This window comes from Kitasatospora sp. MBT66, assembly GCF_000710405.2.
Classification (GTDB): domain Bacteria; phylum Actinomycetota; class Actinomycetes; order Streptomycetales; family Streptomycetaceae; genus Kitasatospora; species Kitasatospora purpeofusca.
Map to the genome: position 1 here is coordinate 435,686 of NZ_JAIY01000003.1, position 21,521 is coordinate 457,206.

Here is a 21,521-nt window from a genome sequence, read left to right on the forward strand (position 1 = left end):
GGGCACGGGGCGCATGCCCGCCCGGTGGGTCAGGAGGGTGACGGCGTCGCCGTCGGCACCGACGGGTCGGGAGACCCCTCGGTGGCGGCCCGGCGGGTGGCGCCGAGGTGGTGGAACAGCAGGTTGAGCAGGACGGCCGCGACGCAGCCGGCCGAGATGCCGGAGTGGAGCAGGGTGCGGGCGGCCTCGGGGAAGGCGTCGTAGAAGGTCGGCGCGGCGATCGGGATGATGCCGACCCCGAGCGAGACCGACACCAGGACGGTGTTGGCGCCCGAGTCCAGGCCGGCCTCCGCGAGGGTGCGGATGCCGCTGGCGGCGACCGTGCCGAAGAGCACGATCCCGGCGCCGCCCAGGACGGGCTGCGGGACGAGCGAGACGACCGCGCCGAGCACCGGGAAGAGCCCGAGCAGGACGAGCAGTCCGCCGCCGGTGGCGACCACGAACCGGCTGCGGATCCCGGTCAGTGCCACCAGCCCGATGTTCTGGGCGAAGGCGCTGGCCGCGAAGCCGTTGAAGACCGGGCTGACGGCGGTGGCGAGGCCGTCGGCCCGCAGTCCGGCGGCGAGGGTCTTCTCGTCCGCCTCGCGGTCGACGATCCGCCCCAGGGCGAGCATGTCGGCGGTGGACTCGGTCATGGCGACCACCATGACGATGCACAGCGAGGCGATCGCGGCAGCGTCGAAGATCGGCGCGCCGAAGTGGAAGGGCGAGGGCAGGGCGAAGACCCGGGCCTCGTGGACGGCGCCGAAGTCCGCCAGCCCGAGCGGGAAGGCGAGCAGGGTGCCGACCGCCAGGCCGACGAGCAGGGAGAGCTGCTGCCAGAAGCCGCGCAGCAGCCGGTTGCCGAGGACCACCGCGCCGAGGGTGAGCGCGGCCAGCCCGATGGCCTTGGTGGAGCCGTAACCGGGCGCGTCCGGCGAACCGCCGCGGGCCCAGTTGACGGCCACCGGGAGCAGGGACACCCCGATGAGGGTGATCACGGTGCCCTGGACGACCGGTGGGAAGAACCTGATCAGCTTGCAGAAGTACGGTGCCGCGAGGAGGCACAGGATCCCCGCGACGATCACCGCGCCGAAGATCACCGGGAGGGCGTCCTTCGGCCCGTGCTCCTTCGCGATGGCGATCATGGGGGCGACGCCGGCGAACGAGACGCCGTTGACGAACGGCAGCCGGGCGCCGATCCGCCAGAAGCCGATGGTCTGGAGCAGGGTGGCCAGTCCGGCGGTGAACAGGCTGGCCGATATCAGGAGGGCGAGTTCGGCGGGGCTCAGGCCCACGCCGGCGCCGACGATGAGCGGGGGAGCGACGACTCCCGCGTACATCGCGGCCACGTGCTGGAGCCCGCTGGTGAGGAGCCTCACCGGGGGCAGGAGCTGGTCCACGGGGTGGACCTCCGGTCCGGACGGCGTGCCGGCGGGGCGTGCCGGTGCGCCGTCCGGGCCGGGAGTTCTCGCAGGGGTGGAACCGCCGTCGTTGCTGCCGGTGGTGCTGGGTGCCATGTCGAGCCCCTCTTGTGCCTCGGCTCTCGGCGCGCCCGTGACGCTGGAGGTGTCCCCCGAGGGCGGGGACGGCGGTGCAGGAGTCCCTCGGGGCGGGTTCTCCAGCTCCCCGGGCCGGCCGCCGTGAGGCTGGGCACGGTCTCCGATGGGTGGGGGTGGAGAAGCAGGTGGTGCAGGAGGTGGTGCTGCGGGTGGAGCAGGTGGAGCGGGTGGAGCGGGTGGAGCAGGTGGAGCAGGTGGTGCCCGGTGCCGGCGGGAGGCCGGCGGGCCGGTTTCAGGCGACCGGGATCACCGGTACGACGCCCTCGCGGTGCACGGTGCCCTCGATCAGGCCGTACATCCGGTCGGCGGCGTAGTAGACCTCGTTCTCGTTCTTGAGGCCGAACGGCTCCAGGTCGACCAGGAAGTGGTGCTTGTTGGGGAGTTCGAGCCGGACCTCGTCGACCTCGGCGCGGTTGTTGAGGACGCGGGTGCCCATCGCGTGCAGGGTCTGCTGCAGCGAGTAGGAGTAGGTCTCGGCGAAGGCTTCCAGCAGGTGCCGCTTGACGTGGGTGTAGCTGCGGTTCCAGTTGGGCTGGGCCTCGTTGTCACGGCCGGTGAAGCCGTACTTCCAGCGGGCTGTGACCTGGGTCGCGAGGATCCGGTCGTACGCCTCCTGGAGGGTGGTGTACTTGTCCTTGATGTAGCCCCAGAACTCCGAGTTGGTGGAGTTCAGCACGACCAGGTCCTTCAGTCCGGAGATCACCTGGACGGAGTCCCCGTCGTAGACGATCTCGCTGGTGCGGACCTCCTGGCCGGTGCGGACGAAGGAGTGCCCGACCTCCTCGGAGCCGATGAAGCGGGCGCTGCTGTCGGGCGTGCGGATCCGGTCCCAGGAGTACTCCTCGATCCGGATCCGGGCCCGGTGCACGACACCGCGCTCGGTGTCGTCGACGAAGTGCCGGGCCAGGAGGATGCCGAAGGCCTCGGCCGAGTCGATCCCGTACTCCTTGGCGAAGGCGAAGACGGTGTTCTTGGTGGTGTCGGTGGGCAGGCAGTTGGCGTTCGACCCGGTGAGGTGGACGTCGTCGAACTCGCCGGAGAGGGCGACCGAGACGTTCAGGTCCTTGATCTCGTGGCGGGTCGAGTCGCGGTAGACGCGGACGATCCGGTTCTCCGCCTTGCCGTACTGGTTCTGACCGAGCACGTGGGCCATGACATGGCTCCCATATCAATCGATCGGTCTAGCTTCCGCGGTAGACCGAGTATCCGAACGGGTTCAGCAGCAACGGCACGTGGTAGTGGTGCTGCGCGGGCGCGACCGTGAAGACGATCGTGACCTCGGGGAAGAACGGCGGCTCCGCGGACTTCCGGGCGAAGTACGCGCCGGTGTCGAAGAGCAGCCGGACGACCGAGCCCGCCTCCACGGCCGGCAGGTCCTTGGCCCGGCCGTCGGAGTCCGTGGCGGAGGTGCCGAGCACCTGCCAGCCACCCTCGGTTTGCAGTGCGAGCTCGACCGGGACGCCCTCGGCCGGGCGGCCGAGGCTGGTGTCGAGCACGTGGGTGGAGATGCCAGTCATGGGTGAGGTGACCTTACTGATGGCAGAGGTGGTGCGGGGGACGCGTAGGTGCTGCGTCAGTGATACCTGAGGCGGCGCCGGAGGCGTCCGACCGACCGTCAGTTGTCGTCGAGCAGCCGGTTGATCCGGATGTCGTTGATCTTGCGCAGTTCGCCCCGGACGATCTCCGCCTCGGTGGCGGGGTCGTTGGGCCGGCGCTCGCGCAGCGCGTCGAGCATGGTGGCCGCGGTGCGGCCGGTCGCGCAGATCAGGAACACATGGCCGAACTTGGCCTCGTAGGCGGCGTTGGCCCGGCGCAGTTCGTCGAGCAGGGCCTCGTCGGCGCCGTGGACGCCGGCCTGCTCGCGCTCGGAGGTGACGTCGCCCGGCTTGGGCGCGCCGATCCGGGCGTGGCCGGCCATCGCTTCGTGCAGGTCGGGGACGGAGAGCCCGGCCATCGCCTCGGCGTTGGCCTCGAGCAGGGCCCGGCGGTCCTTCCACGGTCGGGCCGCCGCGACGGCGTCGGCCCAGGCGGGGCTGGTGCAGACGTCCAGCAGGATCTCCTTGAGCTCGGCGGAGTCGGTCGCCGCCAGGGCGTCAAGGGCGTGGGGGTGGTTGGTCACGGGTGGACCTCCTGGAGAGTGGTGCCACCCGCACAAGCTAGATCGGCGGGATCAGGCCGTCAACACTTTGTTGAACGGTTGGTGGTTACGTTTCGGAGCGGCCCTGGTCGCGGGGTGTTTCGTGTGTGATGAGACAAGTGCGCCCCGCCGGGGCCCGGGCAAGACTGGCCGGACCGGCGGGGCGCACCCCTGCGGGAGGGGTCAGTTCGGCTTCGCGCCGTCCTGGCGGTTGAGGTAGTTGTACACGGTGAAGCGGCTCACGCCGAGCGCCGTGGCGACGGTCTCGACGCCGTGGCGGACGGTGAAGGCACCGCGCTCCTCCAGCAGCGCGACCACGCGCTGCTTCTCCCAGCGGTCCAGCTCGGTCAGTGGGCGGCCGTCGAACTGGCGGGCCATCTCGGCCAGCAGGCGGTCCAGCGCGCTGCTGAGGTGCGGCAGTCGGACGGCCAGCGCCCGTTCGCCCTCCCACTCCAGGACGACGTCCTCGGCCTTCGCCTCGTCCAGGGGGACGGGCGTCGCGCCGACCGCGTCCAGCAGCGGCTTGATCGCCGCGGCGAGCGGGTGTTCGGTCTGCTCGGTCACGGCGTACCGCCCTCCCCGGCTGCGCTCTCGTTCCCGGCCTCGACCGAGGCCTCGGCCTCGGGCTCGGCTTCGCCCTCGGCGAGGACGCTGACCTGGACCGAGATCCGGGTCGCGCCGGCGTCCAGGCTCTCCCGGAGCAGCTTGGACACGGCCTCCAGGATCCGGTCCGCCTCACCCTCGGCGCCGGTGCCGAAGGGGCCCACCGCGACGTCGAGGCCCGCCTCGTCGACCACCTTGCGGGCCGCCACGGCGTGCGGCGGGAACGTGTCCAGTTCGAACGGTTCTGTCGTGAACTCCACCATCAATCGCACGCGGCCACTCTAGCGAGCGCGGGTGCGGCGGTGGGCCGGTCAAGGGGGCCCGGCCTGCGGGAGGGGCGCTTCAACAATTTGTTGCAGATGCCTTGACAGTCGCTCGATGCCCCGGACATGCTTCCACCAGACAGAATCCCTCTTCCGGATCGTGGAAGTTGTGGATGTCGGAAGAGAGATTACGAGGTGATGGACATGGCCGCCGGAACGAGCGCCGCCGCCCGGCACAGCTTCACGGTCAACCTGTCGATCCTGTTCGGCGAGCTCCCGCTGCTGGAGCGCCCGGCCGCGGCCGCCGCCGCCGGCTTCACCGCCGCCGAGCTGTGGTGGCCGTTCGGCGAGGAGCACGACCCGTCCGAGGCCGAACTCGACGCGCTGCGCAAGGCCTTCACCGATGCCGGGGTCCGCCTCACCGGTCTCAACTTCCTCGACGACCTGACCCGGGGCGCCCGGGGCACCGTCTCGCTGCCCTCGGAGCGCGACCGCTTCCGGGCCAATGTGCCGGTCGCCGCCGCGCTCGCCGCCTCGCTCGGCACCCCGGCGCTGAACGCCCTCTACGGCAACCGCGTCGAGGGCGTCGACCCGGCCGAGCAGGACGCGCTCGCCCTGGAGAACCTCGTCCTCGCCGCCCGGGCCGCCCACGGCATCGGCGCGATCCTGCTGGTCGAGGCGCTGAACCGGCCGGAGTCCCCGGACTACCCGCTGGTCTCCGCGGCCGCCGCGGTCGAGGTGGTGGACAAGGTCAACGCCGCCACCGGCCTGGGCAACGCGAAGTTCCTCTGCGACCTCTACCACCTGGCCCGCAACGGCGAGGACCTCGCCGCGGTGATCGACACCTACGCCGACCGGATCGGCCACGTGCAGATCGCCGACACGCCCGCCCGCAACGAGCCGGGCACCGGCGAGCTCGACTTCGAGGACCTCTTCGCCCGCCTCACCGCGGCCGGCTACACCGGCCGGATCGGCCTGGAGTACCGGCCGTCCACCGGCGTCAGCGCCGACAGCTTCGAGTGGCTCGCGCGGGAGCACCGCGCGGCGGCGCTCTGATCCCCTTCCCCTCCCTCCGCACCCCGCACGCACGCAACAGAAGGAACGACGCGATGAGCCGCAAGATCGCCTTCATCGGCCTCGGCATCATGGGCAGCCCGATGGCGGCCAACCTGGTCCGGGCCGGCCACCACGTCACCGGCTACAACCTCACCCAGCCGCAGATCGACGCCCTGGTCGCGGCCGGCGGCCACGGCGCCACCAGCATCGCCGACGCGGTGAAGGACGCCGAGGTCGTGATCACCATGGTCCCGGCCGACCCGCACGTCGAGCAGGCCGTGCTGGGCGAGGGCGGCGTCCTGGAGCACGCCCGCCCGGGCACGCTCCTCATCGACATGTCCAGCATCACCCCGCAGACCTCGATCAAGGTCGAGGCCGCCGCGAAGGAGAAGGGCGTCCGGGCCCTGGACGCCCCGGTCTCCGGCGGTGAGGCGGGCGCGGTCGAGGCCGTACTGTCGATCATGGTCGGCGGCGCCGCCGAGGACTTCGCCGAGGCCGAGCCGCTGTTCGCCGCGCTCGGCACCACCGTGGTCCACGTCGGCCCGGCCGGCGCCGGCCAGACCGTCAAGGCCGCCAACCAGCTGATCGTCGCGGTCAACATCCAGGTGCTGGCCGAGGCCGTGGTCTTCCTGGAGAACGCGGGCGTGGACCTCGCCGCCGCGCTGGACGTGCTCGGCGGCGGCCTGGCCGGCTCGACCGTGCTGAACCGCAAGAAGGCCAACATGCTGGACCGCGAGTTCGCCCCCGGCTTCCGGATCGACCTGCACCACAAGGACATGGGCATCGTCACCGACGCCGCCCGGGCCGTCGGCGCGGCGCTGCCGGTCGGCGCGGTCGTCGCCCAGCTGGTTGCCTCCGCCCGCGCCAACGGCGACGGCTCCCTCGACCACTCGGCGCTGCTGCGCGGCGTCGAGCGGCTCTCCGGCCGCGAGGTGAAGTAGCCCCTCCGGCCTCGCCGGCCACCACCGGTCGCGGGGCGGAGCAGCCCCGCGACCCCAACAGCTCCTCCCGGTGGCGTGACCCTGTCCGGTCGTGCCCGCGCCACCGGGAGGCCGACCGGCGGCCGACGGCCGACGGCGTTCGTCGGCCGCCGGCCGACTCCAGACCCGATCGGCGGGCGGGCCGGGGCTCATCCGCCCGCCCGTCGATCGACCAGGCTGCGACGCGCCCACCCTCACGGGGCACTTCGGTCGTGCACCCGGCGCGTCGCACCGGCTCCCTCCCTCACCGAGGGGAGCCCCTCGTACGTCGGAAGCGGGCGAGGGGAACGGCGGGGAGGGAGCCGCTCCCGGGCCGCCCGGGCCCATGCTTGACGAACCATTGCCAGACCAGCCCGGAAGTGAGGCCCACGCCATGCCCGCCACCCCCCACCAGGGCCATGTGGTCGTAGCTCCCGACAAGTTCAAGGGCACCCTCGAAGGTGCCGAGGCCGCCGCCCGGATCGCCGCCGGCATCCGCCGTGCCGCGCCCGGCACCGAGGTGCGCGAACTGCCCGTCGCCGACGGCGGCGAGGGCACCCTGGCCGCCGCCCTCGCGGCCGGTTTCACCAGGGTCGCCGCCAAGGTGGCCGGCCCCACCGGCCTGCCGGTGGACGCAGCGCTCGCCGTCCGGGGCACCACCGCCGTGGTCGAGCTGGCGCAGGCCTCCGGCCTGGCCCGGCTCCCCGGCGGGCGGACCGCCCCGCTCGCGGCCGGCTCCTACGGCGTCGGCCAGCTGATCGCCAGGGCCGTCGCCCAGGGGGCCCGGCGGATCGTCCTCGGCCTCGGCGGCAGCGCCGGCACCGACGGCGGGGCGGGCATGCTCCAGGCCCTCGGGGTCTCGCTGCTCGACGCCGACGGCGTCGAACTCCCGCCCGGCGGCGCCTCGCTGCGCCGACTGGCCCGGATCGACCTCGGCACCTCGGCCCGCACCATGGCGGGCGTCGAGGTGGTCGTCGCCTGCGACGTCGACAACCCGCTGCTCGGCCCGCGCGGGGCCGCCGCCGTCTACGGCCCGCAGAAGGGCGCGAGCGCCGAGGACCTGCTGGTCCTGGAGGAAGGTCTGACCCGGTTCGCCGACGTGGTCGCCGCGACCCTCGGCCGGGACGTGCGGGAGGCCCCCGGCGCCGGGGCCGCGGGCGGGGTCGGTTTCGCCGCCCTGGCCCTGCTCGGCGCCACCATGCGACCCGGCATCGAGCTGCTGCTCGACCTGCTGGGTTTCGACGGGGCGGTGCGTGGGGCACGCCTCGTCGTCACCGGCGAGGGCTGCCTGGACGCACAGACGCTCCACGGCAAGGCCCCCGCCGGCGTCGCCGCGGCGGCTGCCCGGGCGGGGGTTCGGGTGGCCGCCGTCGCGGGCCGGGTGGAGCTCTCCGAACGGGAGTGGCGGTCCGCCGGCTTCGTCGCGGCCTACGCGCTCGCCGAGTTGGGCGAGACCCCGGGCGAGGGCATGACCAGGGCCGGGGAGCTGGCCGAGGTCGCGGGGGAGCGGCTGGCCGCGGAACTCCTGCGCCGCTGACCCGTCCGGTTCCGGCCTCCGGGCCCTGCCCGCTCCGGCTCCCGTCCGCCGCGCTCCTCGTAGTTTCCTCCATTGACGTTTTGTTGAAGGCGGGCCTAGGCTCCGGGCCATCCTTCGGCGTACCCACTCGTACCAGCCATCCCCTCATCAGGCTTCGGAGGTTCCCCATGCCCATCAGCGAGACCGAGGTGATCCGCTCCCGCCGGGTGGTCCTGCCGGACGGCGAGCGTCCCGCGGACGTGCTGGTCCGGGACGGGAAGATCGCGCGGATCGCCCCCCACGGCACCCTGCCGGCCGACGGCCACCGGGTGACCGACCTCGGCGACACCGCCCTGCTCCCCGGCCTGGTCGACACCCACGTGCACGTCAACGAGCCCGGCCGCACCGAGTGGGAGGGCTTCGCCACCGCCACCCGGGCCGCCGCCGCCGGCGGCGTCACCACGATCGTCGACATGCCGCTCAACTCGGTGCCCCCCACCACCACCCCCGCCGGGCTCGAAGCCAAGCGGAAGACCGCCGACGGCCAGGCCTGGGTCGACCTCGGCTTCTGGGGCGGCGCCGTCCCCGACAACCTCGCCGACCTCGAACCCCTGCACCGGGCGGGCGTGTTCGGCTTCAAGTCCTTCCTGGCGCCCAGCGGCGTCGACGAGTTCCCGCACCTCGACGCGGCCGGCCTGGAAGCCGCGCTGGCCGAGCAGGCCCGGCTCGGGGCGCTCGCCATCATCCACGCCGAGGACCCGGCCGTCCTGGCCGCCGCGCCGCAGCAACCCGGCGTCCACTACCGGGACTTTCTCGCCTCCCGCCCCGCCGACGCGGAGACCGCCGCCGTCGCCCGACTGCTGGACGCGGCCCGCCGCACCGGCGCCCGGGTGCACGTCCTGCACGTGTCCTCGGCCGCCGTGCTGCCGCTGCTGCGCCAAGCCAGGGCCGACGGCGTCCAGGTCACCGCCGAGACCTGCCCGCACTACCTGACCCTCGCCGCCGAGCGAATACCGGACGGTGGCACCGCCTTCAAGTGCTGCCCCCCGATCCGCGACGAGGCCAACCGCGACGCGCTCTGGGAGGCCCTGGCGGCAGGGGAGTTCATCGCCGTGGTGTCCGACCACTCGCCCTCCACCCCGGACCTCAAGCTGCTGCCCGAGCACGGCGGCAGCGGCGACTTCGCGGCCGCCTGGGGCGGCATAGCCTCTCTCCAGCTCGGCCTGCCGGCCGTCTGGACCGAGGCCCGGCGGCGCGGTCGCACCCTGGCCGAGGTGGTCGGCTGGATGTCGTCCGGCCCGGCCCGGCTGGTCGGCCTCGACGGGCGCAAGGGCGCCGTCGCGGTCGGCCACGACGCCGACCTGGTGGCCTTCGACCCGGACGCCGACTTCGCCGTCCACGCCGCCGAGTTGCACCACCGCAACCCCGTCACCCCGTACGCGGGCCGGACGCTCACCGGCGCCGTGCGCACGACCTGGCTGCGCGGCCGGGTCGTCGACCCGGGCGGCGAACCGTTCGGCGTCCAGCTCACCCGCCCCAGCAACCCGTCCGAGGAGATCCAGTGACCACGGTCCCCGCCCAGAGCGCTCCCGCCACCGCCGGAACTCCCGGCGCGGCCGCGGCGCCCGCCCGCGCGCCGTTCACCGAGCTGGTGAACCTCGCCTCCCGCGCCCTCGGCGCCGGCGTCGTCGCCACCAACGAGGACACCTTCGCCGACGCCGAGAACCTGCTGGTCGCCGCGCCCGCCGAGTTCCGCCCGCACACCTTCGGCCACAAGGGCCAGATCATGGACGGCTGGGAGTCCCGCCGCCGCCGCGGCGCGAGCGCCGGGCAGCCGCACCCCACCGACGAGGACCACGACTGGGCGGTGGTGCGGCTCGGCGTCGCCGGGGTGATCCGCGGACTGGTCGTCGACACCGCGCACTTCACCGGCAACTACCCGGAGAGCGCCTCCGTCGAGGCCGCCTCGATACCCGGCCACCCCTCGCCGGCCGAGCTCGCCGACGCCCAGTGGGTGGAGGTCCTGCCGCGCACCCCGCTGCGGGGCGACACCGCCCACGAGTTCGCGGTCGACTCCGCGGCCCGGTTCACCCACGTCCGGCTGAACATCTTCCCCGACGGCGGGGTGGCCCGGCTCCGCGTCCACGGCGAGGTCCTGCCCGACCCGCGCGACCTGGACGGCCTCACCTTCGACCTGGCGGCCCAGGAGCACGGCGGTGTCGCCGAGGCCGCCTCCGACCGCTTCTACTCCTCCCCGCACAACCTGAACGCTCCCGGCCGCGCCTCCGTCATGGGCGAGGGCTGGGAGACCCGGCGTCGGCGCGACAAGGCCAACGACTGGGTGCGGATCGCCCTGGCCGGGGGCGGTGAGGCCCTGGCCGTCGAGGTGGACACCACCCACTTCGTCGCCAATGCCCCCGGCTGGGCCGACCTGGTCGGCTACGACGCCTCCGCCGGCGGGGACCCGGCGGCCGACGCGGACGGCTGGTTCCCGCTGCTGCCGCGCACCCGCCTCCAGCCCGACACCCGGCACCGGCTGCGGCTCGCCCCGGGCCGCCCGGTGACCCATGTACGGATCGACGTCCACCCGGACGGCGGCCTCGCCCGCCTCCGGATCACCGGCCGCCTCACCGAGGCCGGCCGGGCCGCCCTCGCCCTGCGCTGGTTCGACGCCGTCCCGGCCGCCGAGGCCGAGGGCGCGCTCACCGAGGCCGGCCTGACCGCCGCCGAGGCCGCCGAGCTCACCGCCGCCCGTCCGCTGGGCGGGCCGGTCGCGGCCCGGGCCGCCGTCGCCGGGCTCAGCCCGTCCGACGGACCTGACGGCGAGCACTCCTCCCGCCGCCGCTCGGCCGCCTGGCGACTGCTCGGCATCTGAGCGTTCCGAGCATTCGAGCACTCGGTCCGGCGGCGCCGCGCCGTACCTGATGGCTCGTCACATCCCCCTTCACGCAAGACCCTTATCGACACCGAAGGACCCGTCATGCCCAAGATCCTGACCACGGAGTCCGGCGCCCCGGTCGCCGACAACCAGAACTCGGCCTCGGCCGGCGCGTACGGCCCGCTGCTGATCCAGGACCAGCACCTGCTGGAGAAGCTCGCCCGGTTCAACCGCGAGCGCATTCCGGAGCGCGTCGTGCACGCCCGGGGCTCCGGCGCGTACGGCTACTTCGAGGTCACCGACGAGGTGTCGCAGTACACCCGCGCCGCGTTCCTCGGCGAGGTCGGCAAGCGCACCGAGCTGTTCCTGCGCTTCTCCACCGTCGCGGGCAACCTGGGCTCCAACGACGCCGTCCGCGACCCGCGCGGCTTCGCGGTCAAGTTCTACACCGAGGAGGGGAACTACGACCTCGTCGGCAACAACACCCCGGTCTTCTTCATCAAGGACCCGCTGAAGTTCCCGGACTTCATCCACTCGCAGAAGCGCGACCCGTTCACCGGCGTCCAGGAGGCCGACAACGTCTGGGACTTCTGGGCGCACTCGCCGGCCTCGACGCACCAGATCACCTGGCTGTTCGGCGACCGGGGCATCCCCGCCTCGTACCGGCACATGAACGGCTACGGCTCGCACACCTACCAGTGGGTCAACGCCCAGGGCGAGGCGTTCTGGGTGAAGTACCACTTCAAGACCAACCAGGGCATCCGCTCGCTGGACGCCGGGCAGGCCGCCGAGGCGGTCGGCGGCGACGCCGACAGCCACCAGCGCGACCTCCACCAGGCCATCGAGCGCGGGGTGTTCCCGACCTGGACGCTCTACGTGCAGCTGATGCCGGTCGCCGAGGCGGCGGACTACCGCTTCAACCCGTTCGACCTCACCAAGGTGTGGCCGCACGCCGACTACCCGCTGGTCAAGGTCGGCCGCCTGGTGCTCAACCGCAACCCGGAGAACGTCTTCGCCGAGGTCGAGCAGTCCGCGTTCTCCCCGAACAACTTCGTGCCCGGCATCGGCCCGTCCCCGGACAAGATGCTCCAGGGCCGGCTGTTCGCCTACGCGGACGCCCAGCGCTACCGCCTCGGCGTCAACCACACCCAGCTGCCGGTCAACGCGCCCCGCGCCACCGAGGCCGCCAACTACGGCCGCGACGGTCTCGGCGCGCTCAACCCGGCCGGCCGGGGCCGGAACTACGAGCCCAACTCCTACGACGGCCCGGCGCAGACCGACGCGGCGCTCGCCGCCCCGACCGAGCTGACCGGCTGGACCGGCACCTACACCACCCCGGCCCACACCAAGGACGACGACTTCTTCCAGGCCGGCGAGCTCTACCGACTGATGTCGGAGGGCGAGCGGGGCCGGCTGGTCGCCAACCTGGCGGGCTCGCTCGCCCAGGTCACCCGGGACGACATCGTGGAGAAGAACCTCGCCCACTTCCACGCGGCCGACGAGGAGTACGGCACCCGGCTGGAGGCCGCGGTGGCGAAGCTGCGGGCCGTCGACGAGTCCTGACCCCGAAGTCCTGACCCCGAGTCCCCACCCCCCGTTCCAGGGCGGCCGGCCCCGCACGCCGGCCGCCCCTCCCGACCGGGCCGTTCCCCCGATGGCAGTGGGGGAGCGGCCCGGGCCGCGTTCCTCGGCCCCGTGTTCGCGCGGAGCGGGCGGGAGTGAGCGGGTGTTCGGTGGGGCATATGCCAGTCAAGCGATTCACCGTGTCCACCCGAATATTCCACGAGGGGGAGTGGGCGGAGGCGGGCGGTGGATAGGGTGGACCCTACCCGCGGGTCACCTGGCGGGTGGACATCGGAAGGGGACGACATGTCGACACCAGCCCCGGGCCGTCACGCCGTACCGGAGCAGGGAGCGCCCGGTCCGTTCACCTCGCTGCGACACGCCCTCAGACTGCTGGAGGCGGTCGACCGGCACCCCGGTGGCGCCACCCTGGTGACCCTCGCCCGGGAGACCTCGTTGGGCCTCCCGACGGTCCGCAGGCTCGCCGAGATCCTGGAGGTCGAGGGCTATCTCGACTGCCAGGACGGCGGCTGGGTGCTCGGCGGCACCTTCGCCCTGCTCGGCCAGTACAACCGCGAGCAGCTGGTGCGCGCCCGGATGGACCGCAAACTCGACGAGCTGCGCGAGGAGTTGGGCGCGGCGGTGTACTTCTCCCGGTACCACGACGGGGAGCTGTCGGTGGTGGCGGTCTCGGCCTCCGACCTGGCGCCGGCGGTGCAGGAGTGGGTGGACTTCCGGGCCACCGCGCACGCCAGCGCGATCGGCAAGTGCCTGCTCGGCCAGCTCGACCACGACGGCCGGAGGGACCACCTGTCCCGCCACCCGGTGGCCCGGCTGACCTCCAGGACGGTCACCGACGCCGACCAGCTGATGCACCGGCTGGAGCGGCAGCCCGCCACCGTACCGGTGCTGGACATCCAGGAGTACGCCGTCGGCACGGTCTGCGCGGCCGTCCCGGTGACCGCCGGCAGCACGGTCGGCTGCCTGGCCACCTCGATGCCGGTCGGCGACGCGCACCGGCTGAAGGCGGCCGCCGAACTGCTGGCCGCGCGCGCCGCGCCGCTGATGCTGGCGATGGCGGTCTGACGCCCCGCGCGCCCACGGGACCCCGCTCCGGCGGGGTCTTCGCGTTTCCGGCCCTCCGGGCGGTCCCGGCTCCCAGCGGGTCCGGGTTTCCCGGTGGTCCGGGTTTCCAGCCGGTCCGCGTTTCCAGCCGGTCCGCGTTTCCCGGTGGTCCGCGCGGTGCACATCACTTATTAGACTCGATGTCGATAAGGCGTGCCGAACCCCTTGTGGCGCGGGCTACCCGCGAGTACGTTTTGCCGGGTCGAGCCGCCACCCGCAGGTCAGGAGGGCCCTCCCATGCCCAGCACCACCCCCGTCCCCGCCCTCGCCGCGCCCGCCGCCCGAGTGCACGAGAGCCTCGTCCTGGAGCCCCGCGACGTCCGCTTCGACTGGGCCGCGCTGCCGCTGCACTGGATCCCCGACGAGCCGATGGCCACCCACGTCATCAACGTGCTGCACCTGCTGCTCCCCGAGGGCGAGCGCTGGTTCGTGAAGGTGTTCAAGGACGCCCTCCCGCTGATCCGCGACGAGCAGCTCCGCGAGGAGGTCCTCGGGTTCATCGGCCAGGAGGCCATCCACGCCGAGGCGCACCAGGAGGTCCTGGACCACCTGCTCGGCCAGGGCCTCGACCCGCGCCCCTACGTCCGGCAGGTCTCCTGGCTGTTCCAGCGCGTCCTCGGCGACAAGCCCGGCCTCAGCCCGGCCCGGCAGCGCGAGAACCTGATCGAACGGGTCGCCTTCGTCGCCGCGATCGAGCACTTCACCGCCTTCCTCGGCAACTGGGCGCTCAACTCCCCGGGCCTGGACCGCGCCCAGGCCGACCCGACGATGCTCGACCTGCTGCGCTGGCACGGCGCGGAGGAGGTCGAGCACCGCAGCGTCGCCTTCGACCTGATGGTCCACCTCGACCCCGGCTACGCCCGCCGGATCCGCGGCATGCTCGTCTCCGGCCCGCTGCTGGTCCACCTCTGGGTACGCGGCGCCCGCTTCCTGCTGGCGGCCGACCCCACCCTCGACGGGCGGCTCAGGCCCACCTGGCGCGAGACCGGCCGGATCGCCAAGCGCGGCCTGCTGCCCGACCCGGTCCGGTCGATCCGCTCCGGACTGCGCTACCTGCGGCCCGGCTACCACCCCACCCAGGAGGGCTCCTCCAGCCAGGCCCTCGGCTACCTCGCGACCTCCCCGGCCGCCCGCGCCGCCGCCGGGCGGTGACCCCCGGGGGAGACCCCCGCCCCTTCCCCGCCCGCAACCCCGGCCGCCCGCGCCCCGCCGTCGGCCGCCACCGGAACCGAGGACCCCGCCGGATGGACCTGAGCACCCCGCCCCCCGACCTCTACGGCCGCCCGCGCGCCGACACCTTCTTCCGCTTCCTCACCGCCTTCGGCGACCGCTACAGCCCGGCCCTCGGCAGCCCGCTGCTGCGACGCAACCCGCGCCGCCCCTACAGCCGCCCCACCGAGGCCCTGCAACTGGTCGTCACCGCCCGCCGCCGGGTCGCCGCCGACGTCGTCGAGCTCACCCTCGCCGACCCCTCCGGCGGCCCGCTCCCCGGCTGGCAGCCCGGCGCCCACCTGCGCCTCGCCCTCCCCTCCGGCCGCGAGCGCCACTACTCGCTCTGCGGCGACCCGGCCGACCCGGCCGAGCGGTCCGGCTACCGGATCGCCGTCCGCCACCTGCCCGACGGCGGCGGCGGCTCCGCGGAGATCCACGACACCCTCCACCCCGGCACCCGGCTGACCGCCCGCCGCCCGCGCAACGGCTTCGCCTTCTGCGCCGAGCCGGCCGTCCTCTTCCTGGCCGGGGGCATCGGCATCACGCCCCTGCTCCCGATGGTCCGGGAGGCGCGGCGCAACGGCCTGGACTGGCACCTCGTCCACACCGGCCGCAGCGCCGACACCCTCCCGTTCGCCGCCGAACTGCGCGCCCTCGACCCGGCCCGGGTCCACCAGCGCACCGACGACGAGCACGGCGGCCCGCCCACCGGCGCCGAACTCCTCGCGCACGCCCCGCGCGGAGCCGCCGTCTACTGCTGCGGCCCGGCCCCGATGCTCACCGCCGTCCAGCGGGCCCTGGACGCCTCGCCCGCCGCCTCCCTGCACTTCGAGCGGTTCGGCGCGGCCCCGGTCACCGACGGCGAGCCGTTCACGGTCCGCCTCGGCGCCGACGGCCCCGAACTGCCCGTCCCCGCCGACCGCTCCGCCCTGGACGTGCTCCGCGAGGCCCGCCCCGACCTCCCGTACTCCTGCAAGCAGGGCTTCTGCGGCACCTGCGAGGTCCGGCTGCTGGCCGGCGCCCCCGACCACCGCGACCGCCGCCTCACCCCCGAACGGCGCGCCGACGGCGCCCTGCTGCCCTGCGTCTCCCGCGCCGCCGCGGGCGAGACCCTCGTGCTGGACCTCTAGCCACTAGTGCAAGAAGGAGCCCCCGCCGTGCCGCGCACTCCCGCCTTCCCGTACACCGAGCGCGACCTCGCCCGCTTCCGGGAGACCCAGCAGCTCGCCTACGACTGCGCCGAGCAGGTCGCCGCCTGGATCGAACCCGGCGTCACCGAGCGCCAGGCCACCGCCCAGCTGCGCCGCCGCCTGGTCGCCGCCGGTGTGCAGGACTTCTTCCACGTCCCGTTCGCCTGGTTCGGGGACCGGACGGCGTTCCGCCACTTCCACACCCCGCTGCAGTTCTTCGCCGGCAACCGCCGCCTCCAGGAGGGCATGCCCTACGTGCTGGACTGCGCCCCCGTCGTGGACGGCTACACCGCCGACATCGGCTACGGCGGCAAGGTCGGCGAGAACCGCGTCTGGGACCGCCTCGCCGCCGACCTCCGGGTCTACCGCGAGCTGATCCTCGCCGAGGTCCGGGCCCGCAAGCCGCTCGCCGAGGTGTACGCCGCCGTCGACGCCCAGATCGAGGCGCACGGCTACGACAACCGCCACCGCGTCTACCCGGGCCGGGTGATCGGGCACCAGGTCACCCGGACGACGGCCCGCGGCCCGGCCGGGGTGAACGTGCTCGGCTTCGGCGTGCGGACCATCCAGACGCTCGGCCGCGAGCTCATCAGCGAGCGCCTGCAGGGCCGTTCCCCGCTCTGGGCGGACGGCCGATCCTCCCGGCACGCGCCCACCCCCGGCCTGTGGGCGGTCGAGCCGCACATCGGCTTCCGGGAGGTCGGCATCAAGTTCGAGGAACTGCTGGTGGTGACCGAGGACGACGCCTACTGGCTCGACGACGACCTCCCGCACGTCCGCCGCTGGGCCGACGCCGACGCCGATGCCGCCGTCGCCACCACCTCCGCCCCCGAGGGAGCCGCCCGATGAGCACCAGCGCCACCCGCGCCCGCACCGTCCGGTCCGGCGGCCTCCCGCTCGCGGTCTTCGAACAGGGCGACCCTTCCGCCCCCACCGTGCTGCTGGTCCACGGCTACCCCGACACCCACGCGGTCTGGGACGACGTCGCCGCCGACCTCGCCCGCGACCACCACGTGGTCCGCTACGACGTGCGCGGCGCCGGCGCCTCCGGCGTCCCCGCCGACCGCACCGGCTACCGCCTGGAGCAGCTCGCCGCCGACCTGTTCGCGGTCGCCGACGCCGTCAGCCCCGACCGCCCGGTGCACCTCGTCGCCCACGACTGGGGCTCGCTGCAGTCCTGGGAGGCCGTCACCGCCCCCGGCGCCGAACACCGCCTCGCCTCCTACACCACGATGTCCGGGCCCTGCCTCGACCACATGGGCTTCTGGCTGCGCGAGCGCCTGCGCCGCCCCACCCCGCGCCACCTGCGGCAGCTCCTCTCCCAGGGCGCCCACTCCTGGTACATCACCGCCTTCCACCTGCCCTTCCTCGCCCCCGGCGTCTGGCGGCTCGGCCTGGCCCGGGCCTGGCCCCGGGTGCTGCGCGACCTGGAGGGCGTCACCCCGCGCGCCGACCACCCGCAGCCCACCCTGCGACGCGACGCGGTGCGCGGCATCGAGCTCTACCGGGCCAATATGCGGCCCGCCCTGCGCCGGCCGCGCGAGCGCCCCACCGAGGTGCCGGTCCAGCTGATCACCCTCACCGAGGACCACTACGTCGGCACCTACCTCTCCGAGGGCCTGGAGCGCTGGGTGCCCAGGCTGACCCGCCGGACCCTGCGCGCCACCCACTGGTCCGCACTGCTGGAGAAGGGAACCACCGTGGCCGGACTGGTCCGTGAGCACGTCGCCCGCACCGGGGCCGGGGCGGACACCGCCCCCGCCGGCACCCCCGACGACGGCCGGCTCGTCGTCGTCACCGGCGGCGGCAGCGGCATCGGCCGGGCCACCGCGCTCGCCTTCGCCGCGGAGGGCGCCCGGGTGGTGGTCTGCGACCTCGACCTCGACGCGGCCCGCCGCACCGCCGAACTCGCCGCCCTGATCGGCCCGCCGGCCCACGCCTACCGGGTCGACGTCAGCGACGGCGCCGCCGTCGACGCCTTCGCCGAACAGGTCGCCGCCGAGCACGGCGTGCCCGACGTGCTCGTCAACAACGCCGGCATCGGCCACTCCGGCACCTTCCTGGAGACCACCGAGAAGGAGTGGCAGCGGGTCCTGGACGTCAACCTCTGGGGCGTCATCCACGGCTGCCGCGCCTTCGGCACCCTGATGGCCGACCGGGGCGAGGGCGGCCACATCGTCAACCTCTCCTCCGCCGCCGCGTACCTGCCCTCGAAGGCCCTCACCGCCTACGCCACCAGCAAGGCCGCGGTCTTCATGCTCTCCGACTGCCTGCGCGCCGAACTCGCCGGCCACGGCATCGGCGTCTCCACCATCTGCCCGGGCCTCGTCAACACCAACATCACCCGCACCTCCACCTTCTCCGCCACCACGGCCGACGAACAGGCCGCCAAGCAGGCCCGCGCCGCCCGCCTCTACGCCCGCCGCGGCTTCCCGCCGGAGAAGGTCGCCACCGCCGTCCTCACCGCCGTCCGCACCGGCCGCCCCGTCGTCCCCGTCACCCCCGAGGCCAAGGCCGCCCGCTTCCTCAGCCGCCTCGCCCCTGGCCTCCTCCGCCTCGCCGCCCGCCTGAACGTCACCTGAGCGGCCCCACAGGCCTGTGATATCGAATAGACTCGGATTTGATATCGCAGGCCTGTGCCCCCGGGAGGTCCACCGTGGCTCGTACCGTGATAGACGTCAATGACGCCCTCCTGGCGGAGGCCGCCGAGATCTTCGGGACGACGACCAAGGTCGCGACCGTCAATGCCGCCCTCGAGGACGCCGTCAAGCGCCGCAAGGGCAGGGAGTTCCTCGACTGGCTCGCCGAGGGCGGGCTGCCCGACCTGACCGGACCGGTGGGCACCGGTGAGTGAGCGGTTCCTGATCGACACGTCGGCATTCGCCCGGTACCCCAAGCCGGCGGTGCGGGTCGTGATCGACCGCTTGTTCGCCGAAGGACGGCTCGCGCTCTGCGGTGCCGTCGAGCTGGAGATCATGCACAGCGCCCGGTCCAAGAGTGACGCCGACCGGATCCGGGAGGGCCTGCGCGGCTTCGACTGGCTGACCACTCCGGACGAGGTGTGGGACCGGGCGGTCGAGGTCCAGGCGATGCTCACGGCGGTCGGCAACTGGCGGGCGCTCTCCGTGGCCGATCTTGTCATCGCCGCGACCGCCGAACGCCATGGGGCCACCGTCCTGCACTACGACGGTGACTACGACATGATCGCCGCCGTCACGGGTCAGTCGACCCGCTGGGTCCTTCCTCCGGGCTCCGCCGACTGAACTCCGGAGCCGCCCCGCCCCCGGCCTCCTCCGCCTCGCCGCCCGCCTGAACGTCACCTGACCCGAACCGCCGAAACCCGGGGCGCGCGGTGCCACCGCGCGCCCCGGGTCCGGTCACGAGCGGCCCTGATCCCGTTCGGGACGGGCGGCGACCTGCCGCGCGACCCAGGACGCCCCGGGAATCCCGACAGGAGGTGTCGGGATTCCCGGGGAGTATCGGACGCGACGGGTGGAGACACCGCAGCACGTGAGGAAGGGCGAGACATGACGGAACAGCCGCTCAAGGGCAAGGTCGCACTGGTGGCCGGAGCCACCCGGGGAGCCGGGCGGGGCATCGCGGTGGCGTTGGGGGCCGCCGGGGCGACGGTGTACGGGACGGGGCGCAGCGCCGAGGGCCACCGGGGGGAGTACGGGCGGCCGGAGACCCTGGAGGAGACGGCGGAGCTGGTGACGGCCGCCGGCGGGCGCGGCATCGCGGTGCGCGCCGACCACCTGGTCCCGGCCGAGGTGGCGGCGGTGGCCGCCCGGGTCGAGGCCGAGCAGGGCGGGCTGGACATCCTGGTGAACGACATCTGGGGTGGCGAGGAGCTGTTCGGCTGGAACGTCCCGGTCTGGGAGCACGACCTCGACAAGGGCCTGCGCCTGCTGCGGCTGGCCGTCGAGACGCACGCCGTCACCAGCCACCACCTGCTGCCCCTGCTGCTGCGCCGCCCCGGCGGGCTGGTGGTCGAGATGACCGACGGCACCGCCGAGTACAACGCGACCCGCTACCGGAACTCCTTCTTCTACGACATCGCCAAGGCCGCCGTGCTGCGGATGGCCTTCGCGCTGGGGCACGAGCTGGGCCCGCGCGGGGCGACGGCGGTGGCGCTCACCCCGGGCTGGATGCGCTCGGAGATGATGCTGGAGCACTTCGGCGTCACCGAGGCGACGTGGCGGGAGGCGACGGCGGCCGAACCGCAGTTCGGCATCTCGGAGTCCCCGGCGTACGTGGGCCGCGCGGTGGCCGCGCTGGCCGCCGATCCCGGGCGGGCGCGGTTCAACGGCACCTCGCTGTCCAGCGGCGGCCTGGCCCTGGAGTACGGCTTCACCGACCTGGACGGGAGCCGCCCGGACGCCTGGCGCTACCTGGTGGACATCGAGGGCGCGGACGGCCCGGTGGACCCGGCCGGCTACCGCTGAGGCCGGTCGGCGGGCGGTACGCCGTACAGGGCGGCGGCCCGGGCCGCCGCCTCCGCCAGCCGCCGCCGCAGGGCCGGGGGCTCCAGCACCTCGGCCTCCGGCCCCAGCCGCAGCACCTCCTCGTAGCCGACGTCCAGCGACTCGACGGGCAGCCGGACGGTCACCCGCCCCTGCCCGTCGGGCTCCCCGGCGCTCGCCAGCGCCTCCTGGGCGGCGAGCGGTTCGAGCAGCCTCGGGAGCCGGTCCAGGCCGAGCGGGGTGAGCCGCAGGGTGACCGTCTCCCGGAGCAGCGAGCGGGCGAAGCCGGCCGCCCGGGCCTCCCAGAACGCGGCCAGGTCGAAGTCCGCGTCGGCCCCGTCGGGGGTGAACGGCCGGTCCGAGGGCTCGGCGGCGAGCAGCCGGTCCACCCGGTACACCCGGTGCGCACCGTCCTGTTCGTCCGGCCGGGCGACCAGGTACCAGGTGCCCGCCTTCAGCACCAGACCGGCCGGCCGCAGCACCCGCTCGACCGGGTCCGCCTCCGGCCGCCGCCGGTAGCGCGCCCGCAGCAGCCGCCCGCCCCACACCGCCCGCGCCACCTCGGCCAGCAGCGGCGGCACGGGGGCGTCGCGGAACCAGCCGGGCGCGTCCAGGTGGAACCGCCGCGCCCCGGCGACCGGTGCCCCGCCCAGCTCGCCGGCCACCTTCAGCCGGGCCGCGAGCGCCGGATCGGCGAGGCCCATGTCCTGGAGCGGCCCGGGCAGCCCGGCCAGCAGCAGGACCTCCGCCTCGGTCCGGTCCAGCCCGGTCAGCCGGGTGCGGTAGCCGTCGAGCAGCCGGTAGCCGCCGGCCCGCCCCCGGTCGGAGTACACCGGGACCCCGGCCTCGGCCAGCGCCAGGACGTCGCGCTGCACGGTGCGCTCGGAGACCTCCAGCTCGGTGGCGAGTTCGGCGCCGGTCATGCTGCGGCGGGCCTGGAGCAGCAGGAGCAGGGAGATCGCGCGGGCCGTCCGCATCCGTCGCCGTCCTTCCGTTCGGGCCGGGGCGTGCGCCC

20 protein-coding genes and 1 pseudogene are annotated in these 21,521 nt (G+C 74.2%); 14 read left to right on the forward strand and 7 right to left on the reverse strand.

The features are described from left to right. Positions 1 to 29 precede the first annotated feature (29 nt). The 6 genes from BI06_RS03865 to BI06_RS03890 all read right to left on the reverse strand — a co-directional run bounded on the left by BI06_RS03865 (position 30) and on the right by BI06_RS03890 (position 4,544). The gene (locus BI06_RS03865; protein ID WP_078879673.1) at positions 30 to 1,499 is read right to left on the reverse strand and encodes a nucleobase:cation symporter-2 family protein; all 1,470 of its coding nucleotides are present in this window, start codon (positions 1,497 to 1,499) and stop codon (positions 30 to 32) included. Positions 1,500 to 1,773: 274 nt separating this feature from the next. Beyond that, on the reverse strand, positions 1,774 to 2,694 hold the full coding sequence (pucL, locus tag BI06_RS03870) for a factor-independent urate hydroxylase (protein ID WP_043465065.1): 921 nt from the start codon (positions 2,692 to 2,694) through the stop codon (positions 1,774 to 1,776). 28 nt (positions 2,695 to 2,722) lie between these two features. Beyond that, positions 2,723 to 3,058, reverse strand: coding sequence for a hydroxyisourate hydrolase (uraH, locus tag BI06_RS03875; protein WP_030392030.1), 336 nt, complete (start codon positions 3,056 to 3,058; stop codon positions 2,723 to 2,725). A 98-nt stretch (positions 3,059 to 3,156) separates the two neighbouring features. Further along, on the reverse strand, positions 3,157 to 3,660 hold the full coding sequence (uraD, locus tag BI06_RS03880; protein ID WP_051740196.1) for a 2-oxo-4-hydroxy-4-carboxy-5-ureidoimidazoline decarboxylase: 504 nt from the start codon (positions 3,658 to 3,660) through the stop codon (positions 3,157 to 3,159). A gap of 201 nt (positions 3,661 to 3,861) precedes the next feature. Then, positions 3,862 to 4,242: a helix-turn-helix domain-containing protein gene (locus BI06_RS03885; protein WP_043465068.1), complete on the reverse strand. Its 381-nt coding sequence runs from the start codon at positions 4,240 to 4,242 to the stop codon at positions 3,862 to 3,864. Beyond that, on the reverse strand, positions 4,239 to 4,544 hold the full coding sequence (locus BI06_RS03890; RefSeq protein WP_063794907.1) for a thiamine-binding protein: 306 nt from the start codon (positions 4,542 to 4,544) through the stop codon (positions 4,239 to 4,241). Before BI06_RS03890 ends, BI06_RS03885 begins: the two co-directional genes overlap by 4 nt. Before the next feature lie 204 nt (positions 4,545 to 4,748). Between BI06_RS03890 and BI06_RS03895 the strand changes: the two genes are divergently transcribed. From BI06_RS03895 to BI06_RS03960, 14 genes and pseudogenes are all read left to right on the forward strand, one after another. Then, on the forward strand, positions 4,749 to 5,600 hold the full coding sequence (locus BI06_RS03895; RefSeq protein ID WP_051740353.1) for a TIM barrel protein: 852 nt from the start codon (positions 4,749 to 4,751) through the stop codon (positions 5,598 to 5,600). Between the two features lie 53 nt (positions 5,601 to 5,653). Further along, entirely contained in the window at positions 5,654 to 6,541 is an 888-nt protein-coding gene (locus BI06_RS03900) for a 2-hydroxy-3-oxopropionate reductase (RefSeq protein WP_030392035.1), read from the forward strand. 412 nt (positions 6,542 to 6,953) lie between these two features. Continuing rightward, positions 6,954 to 8,096, forward strand: coding sequence for a glycerate kinase (locus tag BI06_RS03905; protein ID WP_051740197.1), 1,143 nt, complete (start codon positions 6,954 to 6,956; stop codon positions 8,094 to 8,096). Positions 8,097 to 8,263: 167 nt separating this feature from the next. Then, positions 8,264 to 9,640, forward strand: a complete 1,377-nt coding sequence (gene allB, locus BI06_RS03910) for an allantoinase AllB (RefSeq protein ID WP_030392037.1) — start codon at positions 8,264 to 8,266, stop codon at positions 9,638 to 9,640. After that, positions 9,637 to 10,737: pseudogene (gene alc, locus BI06_RS03915) on the forward strand (allantoicase); the annotation flags it as partial. The gene allB and the pseudogene alc, both read left to right, overlap by 4 nt. A gap of 318 nt (positions 10,738 to 11,055) precedes the next feature. Then, on the forward strand, positions 11,056 to 12,516 hold the full coding sequence (locus BI06_RS03920; protein WP_030392039.1) for a catalase: 1,461 nt from the start codon (positions 11,056 to 11,058) through the stop codon (positions 12,514 to 12,516). Positions 12,517 to 12,822: 306 nt separating this feature from the next. Further along, the gene (locus BI06_RS03925; protein WP_043465071.1) at positions 12,823 to 13,602 is read left to right on the forward strand and encodes an IclR family transcriptional regulator; all 780 of its coding nucleotides are present in this window, start codon (positions 12,823 to 12,825) and stop codon (positions 13,600 to 13,602) included. Positions 13,603 to 13,878: 276 nt separating this feature from the next. Continuing rightward, positions 13,879 to 14,793, forward strand: a complete 915-nt coding sequence (locus BI06_RS03930; RefSeq protein WP_030392041.1) for a metal-dependent hydrolase — start codon at positions 13,879 to 13,881, stop codon at positions 14,791 to 14,793. A 92-nt stretch (positions 14,794 to 14,885) separates the two neighbouring features. Beyond that, the gene (locus BI06_RS55030) at positions 14,886 to 15,983 is read left to right on the forward strand and encodes a PDR/VanB family oxidoreductase (RefSeq protein WP_030392042.1); all 1,098 of its coding nucleotides are present in this window, start codon (positions 14,886 to 14,888) and stop codon (positions 15,981 to 15,983) included. Positions 15,984 to 16,010: 27 nt separating this feature from the next. Beyond that, complete coding sequence (locus BI06_RS03940) at positions 16,011 to 16,892, forward strand: M24 family metallopeptidase (protein WP_051740198.1); 882 nt, start codon at positions 16,011 to 16,013, stop codon at positions 16,890 to 16,892. Beyond that, positions 16,889 to 18,625: an SDR family oxidoreductase gene (locus tag BI06_RS03945; protein ID WP_043465075.1), complete on the forward strand. Its 1,737-nt coding sequence runs from the start codon at positions 16,889 to 16,891 to the stop codon at positions 18,623 to 18,625. Before BI06_RS03940 ends, BI06_RS03945 begins: the two co-directional genes overlap by 4 nt. A 74-nt stretch (positions 18,626 to 18,699) precedes the next feature. Continuing rightward, positions 18,700 to 18,897, forward strand: a complete 198-nt coding sequence (locus BI06_RS03950; RefSeq protein WP_043465077.1) for a type II toxin-antitoxin system VapB family antitoxin — start codon at positions 18,700 to 18,702, stop codon at positions 18,895 to 18,897. After that, positions 18,890 to 19,306 (forward strand): PIN domain nuclease, encoded by a 417-nt coding sequence (locus BI06_RS03955; protein WP_043465079.1) that lies wholly within the window; start codon positions 18,890 to 18,892, stop codon positions 19,304 to 19,306. Before BI06_RS03950 ends, BI06_RS03955 begins: the two co-directional genes overlap by 8 nt. A 264-nt stretch (positions 19,307 to 19,570) precedes the next feature. Further along, positions 19,571 to 20,488: an SDR family oxidoreductase gene (locus tag BI06_RS03960; protein WP_030392047.1), complete on the forward strand. Its 918-nt coding sequence runs from the start codon at positions 19,571 to 19,573 to the stop codon at positions 20,486 to 20,488. Here the strand turns inward: BI06_RS03960 and BI06_RS03965 are convergent. Further along, a complete protein-coding gene (locus tag BI06_RS03965) occupies positions 20,479 to 21,483 on the reverse strand; it encodes a YafY family protein (protein ID WP_043465081.1) in 1,005 nt (334 codons plus the stop codon). The two genes, BI06_RS03960 and BI06_RS03965, sit on opposite strands and share 10 nt — an antisense overlap. Positions 21,484 to 21,521 lie beyond the last annotated feature (38 nt).